This window comes from Siminovitchia jepli (assembly GCF_047228825.1).
Lineage (GTDB): Bacteria > Bacillota > Bacilli > Bacillales > Bacillaceae_C > Siminovitchia.
Genome location: NZ_JBFEGN010000050.1, coordinates 1 through 12,224 on the forward strand (window position 1 = coordinate 1; position 12,224 = coordinate 12,224).

Sequence of the window (12,224 nt, forward strand, 5' to 3'; positions counted from 1 at the left end):
CGGTATCCGCGGGTATTTTTCGGTATCCGCGGGTATTTTTCGGTATCCGCGGGTATTTTTCGGTATCCGCGGGTATTGGAGCGTGACAGAGCCTAAGGCTCTGCACGCTCCAATACCTCCCCGCCTATGCATCCCCAACAATCATATAAGTCGCTTTAACAGGGCCGTGCACACCGACAACGAGGCTCATTTCGATGTCGGCGGAGTTGCTCGGTCCCGAAATGAAGTTGACGCAGGAAGCGACGGTTTCTCCGGCCGCGATCCGCCTGTCAATCTCAGCCGCGGCCTGGGTGATCCGCGGAACGATGGTACTTTTCGGAATGACCGCAATGTAGTTTTTGGGCAGGAGGCTTACGGAGCGGCCTTTGCCCTGACTCGAAAACAAAACGACGGTTGCGGATTCCGCCAAAGTGATGTCGCTGAACGTGATGCCGACGTCAGCCTGCTCAGCCGCGGTGATGCTCTGCTCTCTGTTCCCGGAGTCCCATGTAAAAAGATCGTAATCTTCCGAATCCAACACTCCATCTAATCCAAATTCGGTAAACCGGGGATCGTCCCAAGCAATGACGGATTTTCCGTCATTGCGGTCGATGGCTTCTTTTAAAGCAGCCCCGAGCCCCGCTCGATCCGTTTCAATTACTTCGGTATGAACAAGAAGGCATTGGGCCTTCAATATTTCAACAAGCTCATCTTGCGAAAGTCCGGAAAAAACGTCCCATTGCGGCGTCAGCCCCCAGTCAGGACGAACTGGTTTTTCCGTGACACGGCCCCTGCCAAGCTGACCTGTCAAACGCTCGAGAAAACCATCGCGGTTATGAACTTTGCCCCGTTCAGTCCCCGGACTCTTATGAAAGGAGCCAAATTCAGCTCGATCTGTCATTCGCCCGTCCCCCTTTTCCGTTCTTTGTACAAATCCCGGAACCTCTTTTTCCCCACTGAAGGAAGGTCACGCGATTGCGTCCAGCCCCGGATCGGCTTCGGCCCTTTTTTCGACATGCCTGAAAACATGCCGCGGAAGACAGTTACAGACTTGGTGCTCATTTTATAAAGCCTGCTTGAGGAAGTGACCGTCCTAAACGTCTTCATGGCCATTTTTTCACCAGCGGGAGCAAGTCCTTCCTCTTGAACAATTCGCTGCCGGTGTTTATAAAGGAGCTCGTGCAGCGGGATGCGCACCGGGCAAACTTCCGTACAAGCGGCACACAAAGATGAAGCATAAGGGAGCTCCTTGTACTCGTCGTAGCCGGCCAAAAGCGGGGTTAACACCGCACCGATTGGCCCCTGATAAATGGAACCGTACGCATGGCCGCCAATATGGCGATATACAGGACAGACATTGACGCATGCAGCACACCGAATGCAATGGAGGGCTGATTGAAACTCCGTACCGAGAATCCGTGAACGCCCGTTGTCTACGATCACCAAATGAAACTCCTCCGGTCCGTCTGCTTCTCCTTCCATCTTCGGACCGCTCAAAGCCGTTACATATGTGGAGAGCTTTTGTCCAACAGCGCTGCGGCACAGCAAGGAAACCATCACTTCGAAATCTTCCCACGTCGGCACGAGCCGTTCCATTCCCATGACAGTAATTTGCGTTTTCGGTATCGTCGTAGACATCCGCGCATTGCCCTCATTCGTCACGATGCCGACCGTACCCGAGTTTGCAATCGCAAAGTTGCAGCCGGTAATGCCGATATCAGCTGATAAAAACTCCTTCCGAAGCTGTTCGCGGGCAAACCGGGTCAGCTCTTCCGGTTTTTCAGACCCATCATAGCCCCGTTTTTCCGAAAAAATATCCCGGACCTGCTCCTTTGTTTTATGAAGGGCAGGGCCGATAAAATGAGAAGGATGGTCATTGTCCAATTGAATAATGTACTCCCCGAGATCCGTCTCGACAACTTCGCAGCCGGCCTTTTCCAAGACAGGGTTCAAGCCGATTTCTTCCGTTACCATTGATTTCGATTTGACGATTTTCTTCGCTTCTTTTTTACGGACAATGTCTTCAATATAATGATTTGCTTCTTCCGCTGTTTCGGCGAAAAAGACGTGCCCTCCCCGCTTTACGACATTCTCGCTCAATTCATGCAAATAATAATCGAGGTTTTCAATCGTGTGCGAGCGAATTTTTTCGCCAAGTTCGCGCCATTGTTCCCAGTCATCCAGTTCGGCAACAGCGTTCAGCCGAACGGATTGCAGACGTTCCTGAGCGGGAGGAACAGCTCTTTGAACATCCGGATCCTGCAGCGCCTCATCGGTCCGTTCATCAAATGCCGCACTGCCGATTCTGATTCCCATCTTCCTCTCCCCTTTCTCCTATTTTCTTTTATTTAACACTTCAGCCAGGTGCATCACTTTGATTGGAAGTCCTTCCCGCTTGATCCGTCCACCGATATTCATCAGACAGCCGCAATCGCCGCCGATTAACACTTCCGCTCCCGTTTCTTTAATGTGCTCTACCTTTTCCTCTGCCATCGCGGATGAGATGTCACCCATTTTTACGGAAAAAGTTCCGCCAAACCCGCAGCAGTCCTGGCTTCTTGGAAGTGGCTGCAAATCCAGGCCTTCGACATTTTTTAAAAGCGTCATAGGAGCCTCTTTGACACCGAGAAGCCGGGTCATATGGCATGATGTATGGTATGTGGCGCGTGCGTTCAGCTTTGCCCCTACATCTTCCATCTCAAGCACTTCGACGAGAAATTGACTGAATTCATATGTTTTATTCGCCAGGTCTTCTGCTTTTTCTTCCCATTCGCCATCCCCCTTAAAAAACTCGGGGTATTCCTTGAGCATGTATGCGCAGGATCCGGATGGCGTTACAACATACTCCGAATCGGCAAACACATTCATCATCTGTTTCATCGCCTCTTTGGCATCCTCGAGGTACCCGGTGCTATAAGCCGGCTGGCCGCAGCATGTCTGCCTTTCCGGAAAATCGACTTCGCAGCCGGCACGTTCAAGGACTTCGACGGCATCCATCCCCACTTCCGGGTAAAAAACATCTGCCAAACACGTGATAAAAAGTGAAACTTTCAACTTTTATCCCTCCATTTCATCAATCATTCTCAAGGCATCAATGGTCACAAAGCACAGCGATCCTTTTAAGTGAGATGAGCATCCCGAGTCATCAGGAGAAAGCCCCGGAAAAATTTTTCGGGGCTTCAACTCCAATATAGTGCTCGTCATCATGAGAGCCCCATACATAGAAGCAAATCGTCCAATGGATTTTCGAGCTGAAAGAAAAATCTTTAAACCTATTATAGCACTCGGCAACAAACTGTCACTTGGCATTCCCTCAGAAAATAATTCCACGGGGCATGGTCCTATCGATCAAGAACTCCAAGCGTAACTTTTGCCTAATTGCAGTAAACACGAGAGAATAGGTGTTAAACAACATTTTCCGGGGAGTTAGGACGACATGCGCGCAATCGTATATATCATTATCTTTTTTTCTTTTTTTGATTTATTTACACAACTTCCGATCATTACCCCTCTTGCCGGTTCACTTGGTGCGACGCCTTTTCTCACAGGGCTGGCAGTTGGCATGTATTCTTTTTCCAACATGATCGGCAATGTCGCGTCAGGGTTTTTGACTGATAAAAAGGGCCCTTTTCGGCTTTTATTGGCAGGCCTCCTTTTAACAAGCGGCGGATTGCTGCTTTACCACCTGGCGACAAATGCGTACATACTGATCCTTGTCCGCCTTATTCACGGATTTACAGCGGGAATAATCGCCCCTGCAGCCTTTACGTTTATGGCCAATACGGCCAAAGAAGACAAAAAAGGCAAGGGGGCAGCTATTTCAGGGGCGTTTGTCGGGCTTGCCGCAATCATCGGACCGGCATTCAGCGGCATTTTGGCAAGCCGGACAAGCGAAGTGGCTGTTTTCAATGTTACCTCCGCCTGTATGCTGCTTTTGGGGGTTTTGGCCTTCTTTTCCTTAAGGTCTGCCAATATTGCGCCTCAGTCCGCAATAAAAAAGATGGAACGGCCTGTTCGCCGGCTGTTTCAGAATATCTCTGTTGTGAAGGCCTTTTCGGGAGCTTTTTTTCTCATGTTTTCACAAGGTGTGCTGGCTTATATGCTTCCATTGAAGGTGGCGGAGCTCGGAAGTGATACAAAAACGGGCGGAATGCTTCTAAGTACTTTTGGGGTTGTCGCAGTCCTTATCTTCATTTTGCCTACCAACCGGCTGTTCGACAGGATCAGGCCAATCCGCTCACTTGTTTTGGGGATGTCCATCATGGGAGCGAGCCTTCTTCTCATTAGTGTGAGCGGGGATCTTTCAATCCTGTATGTCCTTATGGCATTATATGGAACAGGTTTTGCACTTTTATTTCCGTCTATCAATTCGCTGCTCATTGAATCAACAACAGATGAAAACCGCGGAAAAGCTTACGGGTACTTTTATGCATTTTTCTCCATCGGCGTTGTGGCCGGGTCGGGCGTTACGGGACTTTTTCGGCTTACAGCGAACGGCGGTTTTTTATTTACGGGATTTCTCCTTATTCTGACAGCCTTTCTTCTGTTGGTCCTGGAAGATCCGATAAAAACGCACAAATCCGCGTGAACTTTTCTCCTTTGGGAATGCTATTCACAAAGGAGGAGGAAAAATGGCAAGAAAAAATAAAATTCTCGTGCCCGAAGCGCGGGACGCATTAGACAAGATGAAAGCCCGTGTTATGAAGGAAAAAGGCTATCCGGTTGACATGGATCATCCTGACAATGTGAAATATGAAGTCGCCGAAGAACAGGGCATTCCGCTGAAAAAAGGCTATAACGGAAAATTAACAGCAGAACAAGCCGGAAAAATCGGAGGCCCAATCGGCGGGAACATGGTAAAGGAAATGATCAAGCTGGCCCAGGAGCAAATGAAACGTAAATGAATAAAAAACCGAAAGAAAGAACGCTAACGCGTTCTTTCTTGGGAAGTCAGAGGTCAGAAGCCGGATTGGTCTAAGTGTGATACGCTTAGCTTTAAACAAGAACCGCTGCCCCGATCTCCGGAATAGCGGTCCGGCTTATTTATGCACGTTAATATTCCCGTTTATCGTTTCCAGCCTTACAAGGTGTTTTCCATTTCCGATCATGGCATCTTTAAATTTTCTTCCAAAAATTTCAGCCCTGCCATTTACGACACTTACATCAAAAGTAACATGATCCGGTTCATGATCCGTTTCAATCGTGATCCTCCCATTTACGGTTTTCAAGTCGACAGGGCGTTCCAAGTTATTTGTAACCATGGAAATGTGGCCATTCGTGACTGTTCCCGTTAACTTTCCAGCTACTTCATTCAAATGAATTTCTCCATTCTCGGACTTTGCTTTTATATTGTTACTTTGAATATCACTTAAGTGTATTCTTCCATTCACTGTTTGAACCGTACCTGTTCTGACGTTTAATCCGCTGGCTTGGATACGGCCATTCAACACCTTGACCGTCATGGCATCATATTCTTTTTCCGGTACGGTTATTTTAAGAGAGAGGCGGCCTTCGTTAAAAAAGTGAACATGAAACAGTTTTCTCTGTCTCTCTTTTAGTTGGATCATCACTGAATTGCCTTCAGCTTTTGCTTCAAATTTATATTTTCTATATTTGGCCGCTTCACCCGTCAGTTCAACGGTTATTTCTTCCGTATTCTTCACGGGCACAATGTCCACCTCGGCTTGGTCAACATTCACTTGTATATGAGATATTTTTTCCGCGGTCATCACTTCTTTTTCGAAAACATCTGCTGTTTGCAGCATGGATTTAAATGTCAATACGCTGCCAACGACCCCGATCACCAAAAGCAGACTAGCAACGATAGACCATTTTTTTATATTAATCATCCTTTAACCCCCCTTTTACAAGCCTCATATTAAAATTCAGGTAGCGAATAAAACCGTTTATGATGGCTTTTGTAGCAAAATACATGCCAATAATGATAAAAATGCCGATCCCCGCCAGTGCCAAAGATAAAAATAAATCAAACAGCACGAACGTATCGGGAAAAATGACTGTATTTATCAGTACCAATACCGGAGATAAAACAAATGCCGCCCCGGTTGTCCACCCGGCAAAAACAAGACCTGCGACCGCGATGAATGGGCCAAGTACAATCACCAAATTAAAGAATCCCAACCCGATGACGGCCCATACTGCACGCATGATATTCCCTGCCGTTGCCGTGGTTTCAACTTTTCCCAAATGATACGAAGCAAGCAATTCTTTGGCTATTTGGCGGGGTGAGCCCAGTGATGCTGAAATTTCCTCTTCCGCCTTGCCCTCCATCATTCCGGCATCAAAATATTCTTCAAAATCTTGAATGATATCCAGGCGTTCCTCCTCCGGGAGTTTCTTCAAAGATGAATCAAGTAATTTCAAAAATTCGCCTCTAGTCATTTTCACCAACACCTTCTTTTATTAATTGGTTGACTCCCTCCGTAAACTCATTCCACTCATTAAGCAGCTTCCGGAGATACTCCCTGCCGTTCTCAGTCAGCTTATAATACTTTCTGGATGGACCTTCTGTCGATTCCTTCAGATAGGTTGTAAAGCAGCCATCCTTTGTCAGTCGTCTCAGCAATGGATAAACGGATCCTTCGGAAATCGCGATTTGATCAGATATCTTTTGCACAAGTTCATATCCGTACCGGTCTTGTTTAGCAAGCAGGGCCAGGACACAAAGTTCCAAAACGCCCTTTTTGAATTGGACATTCATCTTTGTCACCTCATCTTTTATGAGCACTATTGCATAATGTATGGTACCTTTTTAAAAAATACTCCTTAGTAAAATATATCATATAGTATTATACATTGAAAGGTACTAAATAACAAAGAATGGGAGCCAACCCGTTTGGCTCCCATTCCTTCTTTGGTTATTGATCCAATCCCATTTCTTCTTTTACTACTTGTGTGATGCGGCCAACGTATCGTTCGCAGTCCTGTTCAGTAGCCGCCTCGACCATTACCCTGACAAGCGGCTCTGTACCGGACGGGCGGACAAGAACCCGGCCGTTGCCATTCATGTCGCCTTCCACTTCCCTGATGACTTCCTTTACTTTTTCATTATCGGTCACATGATGTTTATCGTTCACCCTGACGTTCACCAGTTTTTGCGGATATTTCTTCATATCTTTGGCGAGTTCCGACAACGTTTTTCCTTCAAGCTTCATAATATTGACAAGCTGAAGGCCGGTTAAAAGCCCGTCGCCCGTTGTATTATAATCAAGGAAAACGATATGCCCCGACTGTTCCCCGCCCAGGTTGTAGTCGTTCTTTTTCATTTCTTCCACTACATAGCGGTCGCCCACAGCCGTTTGGATGCTTTGCATCCCTTCGGCTTCCAAGGCTTTGTAAAAGCCGAGGTTGCTCATTACGGTGGAAACTACGGTGTTTTTCTTCAAACGCCCTTCACTTTTCATATGCTTGGCGCATATGTACATAATTTGGTCGCCGTCTATAATGTGGCCATTTTCATCAATGGCAATGAGGCGGTCGCCATCCCCGTCAAAGGCAAGGCCAAGATCTGCGCCTTTTTCCTTTACAAAAGCAGCCAAGGCCTCCGGATGGGTCGATCCAACCCCTTCGTTAATGTTTAGTCCGTTTGGTGATGAACCCATCGTGGATGTATCCGCGTCAAGGTCGGCAAATAAATGGGTTGCCAGCGCAGATGTTGCCCCATGTGCGCAATCAAGTGCCACATGGATCCCGGAAAAGTCCTCATCCACCGTTTGTTTCAGAAATTGCAAATATTTTTGGCCGCCCTCAAAATAATCGTTTACATAGCCGAGATCTGCTCCGGTCGGGCGCGGCAATTGATCCCCTTCCATATCGAGAAGTTCCTCAATCCTTGCTTCTTGTTCATCAGATAGCTTGAATCCATCCGAACCGAAAAATTTTATGCCATTATCCGGAACAGGATTATGGGAAGCTGAAATCATGACACCTGCTTGGGCTCCCAGTGCTTTTGTCAAATAGGCGACCCCCGGCGTCGAAATGACACCAAGACGCATAACCTCTGCCCCGATCGACAAAAGCCCCGCTACAAGGGCCCCTTCCAGCATGTGCCCGGATATCCGGGTATCGCGTCCAATTAAGACTTTTGGCTGTTCAGCATTCTTTGACAGCACATAGCCGCCAAAACGGCCCAGCTTAAACGCCAGCTCGGGGGTAAGCTCCGAATTCGCCACGCCTCTTACTCCATCCGTCCCAAAATATTTACCCATATGATTTCCTCGCTCCTTCTTTCACCAATGTTTACTTAAACATTTTCTTTTTCTTTCAGTCGGACTTTTGCTTTAACTGTAGATAGCTGCCACTTGACGTTTTGGGGTCCTTTTACTTGCAAATCGACCTCATGGTCTCCTGCTTTCAGGCCTGCCATGTCCATGAACACTTCAAAATCTTTTTTTTCAACCGCTTTTTCCAAATCTTTTTTGTTGCCTTCAATTTTAATGGATACTGCTCCTTCAGCAGGCGATAAAAATTCCATATCAAGCCCTTCGGACAAGCCTTTGCTTTCAATCGGAATTTTATCCAGGCTTGTTTCCTCATTTTTCTTTTCGGCAATGATTTTGACCGTTACCTTTTCGGGTGTGATTTTATTAATGCCTGCCGGGTACTTAAAGGGGATGTCCAGTTCGGTCGTTTTGTCAATCTTGCTGACATCCACTTCCAACTCAAATTCCTTCATTGGCTCCAAAATATCGGTTCGCCCAAACACCATGACCTCATCGATTTCTGTTTCAATCCGTTTGATAATCGTGTTGCTTGGCGGTGAGCCGACCTGCTTGATTTTTAATGGAACTGTTTTTCTCGGGTTGTTCACCGGAACCGTCACCATTACATATTCCGGATCAACGTAAACATCGAGCTTGTTCAAATCACGGTCCAGGACTGTTACCCTCGCATCCCGCTTGATCGTGTTTGTAATGAGGCCTTTTGCATCGATGGAGGCTTTGACATACCATATTTTTTCAATCGTTTCCTTACCCCCCGTAATTTGGACCGTTTTCGGCTCGACGCTCGGAAGGTCCGCTTCAAAGCCATCCGCAAGAATATTGTTATTAAATTCTGCCTCTACGTTAAATTCTTCAGTCACCTTCTCCTGAATTGAAACTTCAACATAAGTGGGTTCTATTTTCACTTTCAGCTTATCGGAAAAATCTTTATATAAAATCGGGACACGATGGTCACCGATACTGACATCGCTCAGATCGACAAAGACTGTAAAGTCCCTCTGCCGTTTGGCAGCCTCGACAAATCTTCTCTGGCCCTCAATTTTCACGTCTACCGTGTTCGGAATCCCTGTCACGACCAAATTTTCCGAGTCATAGTAAACTTCGACAGGTACATCGGCAATCGTTTCCACCTCATTGCTTTCCATTCCATTTGGTCTTGAATCGTTATTATTTTTCCCCATATCATTGACTGAAAAAAACAGAAGCATGGCAAGGGTCATTGCAATAATTCTTACGAACCAGGGGTTATCCATGAATTTATCCATGTTCTCTCTTCCCCTTTCTTTTCCATAATGAGGAGGAAGTTTGTTTTACCTTGGTGCCGGTAACCAATTCTTTTTCCAACAGTTGTTTGAATTCGTCCGGTGATAAATCATGGTTCAGTTCTCCGTGCTGGGTAACGGATATATTTCCCGTTTCCTCCGATACAACGATTGTCAAAGCATCCGTCACCTCACTAATGCCAACGGCTGCCCGGTGCCGTGTTCCAAGGTCCTTGGAAATGAAGGGACTTTCGGAAAGCGGCAAATAACATGCCGCGGCGGTAATCTGGTTCTTCTGTATGATGACTGCCCCGTCATGAAGCGGCGTATTCGGTATAAAGATATTGATTAACAATTGGGAAGTAAGTGTGGAATTCAATGGGATACCGGTTTCAATGTAATCTCCCATCCCCGTCTCTCTCTCAATGGAAATAAGAGCGCCGATTCTCCGCTTGGCCATATACCTGACAGCTTCCGTAATGGCCTCAACTTTATGTTTTTGTTCCTCTTCCTCCTGTATCCCGGTTCTTGCAAATATTTTCCCGCGGCCCAACTGTTCCAGCGCGCGCCTGAGTTCAGGCTGAAAGATGATAATAATCGCGAGAAAACCCCAGGTAATTGCATTTTCCAAAATCCAGCTCAGTGTATGTAATTGGAAAAAATCGCTCAGAAACCGGGCAATCAAAATCACAAATATTCCTTTTAAAAGCTGAACCGCTTTTGTGCCGCGTATGACCATAATCAGCTTGTAAATAACGTACCAAACGAGGAAAATATCCACTATGCGGGACAAATAGTCCATGATCGAAAGGTCTTCAAACGGCATATTCTTTCCTCCATCTATTTTTTCAACGGTTTGCCACTTGCCATGTTGTTTTAAACAAACAAAGAACCTTTATATTATAACATAATCCGAAAGCGGCTGGTACGTTTTGAGGGACAGCCCAAGTATCGCGGCACAAAAAAGAAAAGAAGCTGCAGCAGCAGCCTCGTTATTTTTCTTCAATAAAATCAACGATCAGTTTGCCACTTTCTTTCATCTTATACCAAATCCATTCAAACATTTCATCTATTTCTTCAATGTCTCCTGTAACGGCGCCCGCCGAAGCCAAGTATTGCTCGCCGTTAATCACTGTAACATTCCCGTCCACTTTACCTTCTATTTTGATATTGCCATTTTTGACAATGACATCACCTTTGACGACTTCTCCTTTTGGAACGATTACCGTATCGTTTTCAACGATCAATTTCGGCTGCTTTGTATAAGAGAATTTTTGGTCGTCATTCCACATATTTACCATGCTGCCTGCCATTAATACAAGGAATAAAGAAACAGCGATCAGCATTGGGTGATTTCTGAACCAGCGCTGAATGCCTATTCTGCTTTTTTCCTTCGGAAGGCGGGCCATTACTTGATTTGTAAAGTTATTTGGTGCAGCAATAAGCGAGGCACTCTTGACGAGCGCTTCTGTCCGATTTAGCTCTTGGAAGTATGATTGGCAGGCCGGACACGTCTGTAAATGCACCTTCAGGGTTTGCTCATCTTCTCGATTCAAGTCTCCATCCAAATATTGATGCATATAGAGAATGATTTCCTCTGGACAAGCCTTCAATTTACCTTCTCACCTTTCCTACATATTGTGCAGTTGTTTTCGAAGCGCTTCCCGCCCGCGGTGGATTCTTGTTTTTACAGTGCCAAGCGGAATTTCAAGTACTTCTGCGATTTCATTTAATGAAAGATCATCCATATATCGTAAAACAATCACCGACCTGTACTTATCAGGCAATCGCATAATTTCCCTTTGCACAATTTCTTGAATTTCCAACGTTTCGACCTCCGCATCAGGCGTTTTGCCCGAGGATGGCAATTGCGAATACAAGGTCAGGCCCTCCGTTCCTGCAATTTCTGCATCAAGAAAATAGTCTGGTTTTTTCTTTCTGATTCTGTCAATACAAAGATTAGTGGCGATTCTGTACAACCATGTTGAAAACTTCCGGTTTTGCTGAAAGCTTTCTATATTCGTGTAGGCCCGAATGAAAGCCTCTTGCGCAATGTCTTCGGCTTCGTGCCGGTTTCCAAGCATTCTGAAGCATAGGGAAAATATTTTATCTTTGTATATTTCCACGATCTCTCCGAATGCTTCATGGTCGCCCTTTATTATTTGCTTGATTCTCTGGTTCACCAACTTATCCATTCCTTCTACAACCTCCCGCCAGCGCGGTACTCTCTTTATACGTGAATTTCATCAAAAGGTTTCACATTTTCGTCCTTATTCTATATTAACAAATATTAGTGGGAATAAAGGTTTATTTATGGCAAATTCGGATAAAGATACGTAAGACAAAATAGTGAGGGATTATAATGGCTAAAGAAGTAGAAAACATACTTAAACAAATTGAACAAAAACGCATAGAAATGATCGAACTCGGCCTGGCCCAATCTTTCGTCGATGAAAGTGTCGTACAATTAAGTACCCATCTGGACAAACTATTAAATCAATATGAGCTGCTGGCAAAAAAACAAGCGCGCAGCAGTTTCTGACAGATCTGCCGCCCGCATTTTCTAGTACCGTGTTCAAAAAGTTGACAAATCAGAAGGCCGGCTAAAGGCGCCAGATCCTGTGGCAACGTCGGCACTCGCGCTTCGTGTACGCCACAAGAAGGTCGAGGCGGATCGTTTTGAGCAGCGGAATGTTGCTTTTAAATGAGAGCAGCCGGAAACGAGCCAACGAAGAGATTC

Annotated in this window: 14 protein-coding genes; 3 read left to right on the forward strand and 11 right to left on the reverse strand. The window is 45.9% G+C overall.

The window, feature by feature from the left end:
• Window positions 1–124 precede the first annotated feature (124 nt).
• From AB1L08_RS14925 to AB1L08_RS14935, 3 genes are read right to left on the reverse strand one after another with little or no spacing between them, the layout of a single operon-like run.
• Complete coding sequence (locus AB1L08_RS14925; protein ID WP_413065467.1) at window positions 125–880, reverse strand: LutC/YkgG family protein; 756 nt, start codon at window positions 878–880, stop codon at window positions 125–127.
• Complete coding sequence (locus tag AB1L08_RS14930; protein ID WP_413065468.1) at window positions 877–2,295, reverse strand: LutB/LldF family L-lactate oxidation iron-sulfur protein; 1,419 nt, start codon at window positions 2,293–2,295, stop codon at window positions 877–879. The genes AB1L08_RS14925 and AB1L08_RS14930 overlap by 4 nt, the downstream gene beginning before the upstream one ends.
• Before the next feature lie 18 nt (window positions 2,296–2,313).
• Window positions 2,314–3,033 (reverse strand): (Fe-S)-binding protein, encoded by a 720-nt coding sequence (locus tag AB1L08_RS14935; protein WP_413065469.1) that lies wholly within the window; start codon window positions 3,031–3,033, stop codon window positions 2,314–2,316.
• Window positions 3,034–3,415: 382 nt separating this feature from the next.
• Between AB1L08_RS14935 and AB1L08_RS14940 the strand changes: the two genes are divergently transcribed.
• Together AB1L08_RS14940 and AB1L08_RS14945 are read left to right on the forward strand one after the other, a co-directional pair.
• Entirely contained in the window at window positions 3,416–4,567 is a 1,152-nt protein-coding gene (locus AB1L08_RS14940; RefSeq protein ID WP_413065470.1) for an MFS transporter, read from the forward strand.
• A gap of 43 nt (window positions 4,568–4,610) precedes the next feature.
• Entirely contained in the window at window positions 4,611–4,883 is a 273-nt protein-coding gene (locus AB1L08_RS14945) for an alpha/beta-type small acid-soluble spore protein (RefSeq protein WP_413065471.1), read from the forward strand.
• 135 nt (window positions 4,884–5,018) lie between these two features.
• Here the strand turns inward: AB1L08_RS14945 and AB1L08_RS14950 are convergent, their stop codons facing one another.
• The 8 genes from AB1L08_RS14950 to sigW form a co-directional block, all read right to left on the reverse strand.
• A complete protein-coding gene (locus tag AB1L08_RS14950; RefSeq protein ID WP_413065472.1) occupies window positions 5,019–5,828 on the reverse strand; it encodes a DUF4097 family beta strand repeat-containing protein in 810 nt (269 codons plus the stop codon).
• Window positions 5,821–6,381, reverse strand: a complete 561-nt coding sequence (locus AB1L08_RS14955; RefSeq protein ID WP_413065473.1) for a DUF1700 domain-containing protein — start codon at window positions 6,379–6,381, stop codon at window positions 5,821–5,823. Before AB1L08_RS14955 ends, AB1L08_RS14950 begins: the two co-directional genes overlap by 8 nt.
• The gene (locus AB1L08_RS14960) at window positions 6,374–6,700 is read right to left on the reverse strand and encodes a PadR family transcriptional regulator (protein WP_413065474.1); all 327 of its coding nucleotides are present in this window, start codon (window positions 6,698–6,700) and stop codon (window positions 6,374–6,376) included. The genes AB1L08_RS14955 and AB1L08_RS14960 overlap by 8 nt, the downstream gene beginning before the upstream one ends.
• A gap of 157 nt (window positions 6,701–6,857) precedes the next feature.
• On the reverse strand, window positions 6,858–8,207 hold the full coding sequence (gene glmM / locus AB1L08_RS14965; RefSeq protein ID WP_413065475.1) for a phosphoglucosamine mutase: 1,350 nt from the start codon (window positions 8,205–8,207) through the stop codon (window positions 6,858–6,860).
• A gap of 35 nt (window positions 8,208–8,242) precedes the next feature.
• Window positions 8,243–9,487 (reverse strand): CdaR family protein, encoded by a 1,245-nt coding sequence (locus AB1L08_RS14970; RefSeq protein ID WP_413065476.1) that lies wholly within the window; start codon window positions 9,485–9,487, stop codon window positions 8,243–8,245.
• Entirely contained in the window at window positions 9,480–10,310 is an 831-nt protein-coding gene (cdaA, locus tag AB1L08_RS14975) for a diadenylate cyclase CdaA (protein ID WP_413065477.1), read from the reverse strand. Before cdaA ends, AB1L08_RS14970 begins: the two co-directional genes overlap by 8 nt.
• A 166-nt stretch (window positions 10,311–10,476) precedes the next feature.
• Window positions 10,477–11,097, reverse strand: a complete 621-nt coding sequence (locus AB1L08_RS14980) for a zf-HC2 domain-containing protein (protein WP_413065478.1) — start codon at window positions 11,095–11,097, stop codon at window positions 10,477–10,479.
• A gap of 18 nt (window positions 11,098–11,115) precedes the next feature.
• A complete protein-coding gene (gene sigW, locus AB1L08_RS14985; RefSeq protein ID WP_413065479.1) occupies window positions 11,116–11,679 on the reverse strand; it encodes an RNA polymerase sigma factor SigW in 564 nt (187 codons plus the stop codon).
• A gap of 167 nt (window positions 11,680–11,846) precedes the next feature.
• Here sigW and AB1L08_RS14990 point away from each other — a divergent pair, with 167 nt between their 5' ends.
• Window positions 11,847–12,026, forward strand: a complete 180-nt coding sequence (locus AB1L08_RS14990; protein ID WP_413065480.1) for a Spo0E family sporulation regulatory protein-aspartic acid phosphatase — start codon at window positions 11,847–11,849, stop codon at window positions 12,024–12,026.
• The last annotated feature ends 198 nt before the right edge of the window (window positions 12,027–12,224 follow it).

Excerpts from the sequence above, each read along its gene's own strand:
- glmM (WP_413065475.1), bottom strand. The coding sequence starts at position 8,207 with ATGGGTAAATATTTTGGGACGGATGGAGTAAGAGGCGTGGCGAATTCG.
- cdaA (WP_413065477.1), bottom strand. The coding sequence starts at position 10,310 with ATGCCGTTTGAAGACCTTTCGATCATGGACTATTTGTCCCGCATAGTG.
- AB1L08_RS14945 (WP_413065471.1), top strand. The coding sequence starts at position 4,611 with ATGGCAAGAAAAAATAAAATTCTCGTGCCCGAAGCGCGGGACGCATTA.
- AB1L08_RS14955 (WP_413065473.1), bottom strand. The coding sequence starts at position 6,381 with ATGACTAGAGGCGAATTTTTGAAATTACTTGATTCATCTTTGAAGAAA.
- AB1L08_RS14930 (WP_413065468.1), bottom strand. The coding sequence starts at position 2,295 with ATGGGAATCAGAATCGGCAGTGCGGCATTTGATGAACGGACCGATGAG.
- sigW (WP_413065479.1), bottom strand. The coding sequence starts at position 11,679 with ATGGATAAGTTGGTGAACCAGAGAATCAAGCAAATAATAAAGGGCGAC.
- AB1L08_RS14950 (WP_413065472.1), bottom strand. The coding sequence starts at position 5,828 with ATGATTAATATAAAAAAATGGTCTATCGTTGCTAGTCTGCTTTTGGTG.
- AB1L08_RS14990 (WP_413065480.1), top strand. The coding sequence starts at position 11,847 with ATGGCTAAAGAAGTAGAAAACATACTTAAACAAATTGAACAAAAACGC.
- AB1L08_RS14925 (WP_413065467.1), bottom strand. The coding sequence starts at position 880 with ATGACAGATCGAGCTGAATTTGGCTCCTTTCATAAGAGTCCGGGGACT.
- AB1L08_RS14960 (WP_413065474.1), bottom strand. The coding sequence starts at position 6,700 with ATGAATGTCCAATTCAAAAAGGGCGTTTTGGAACTTTGTGTCCTGGCC.
- AB1L08_RS14970 (WP_413065476.1), bottom strand. The coding sequence starts at position 9,487 with ATGGATAAATTCATGGATAACCCCTGGTTCGTAAGAATTATTGCAATG.
- AB1L08_RS14940 (WP_413065470.1), top strand. The coding sequence starts at position 3,416 with ATGCGCGCAATCGTATATATCATTATCTTTTTTTCTTTTTTTGATTTA.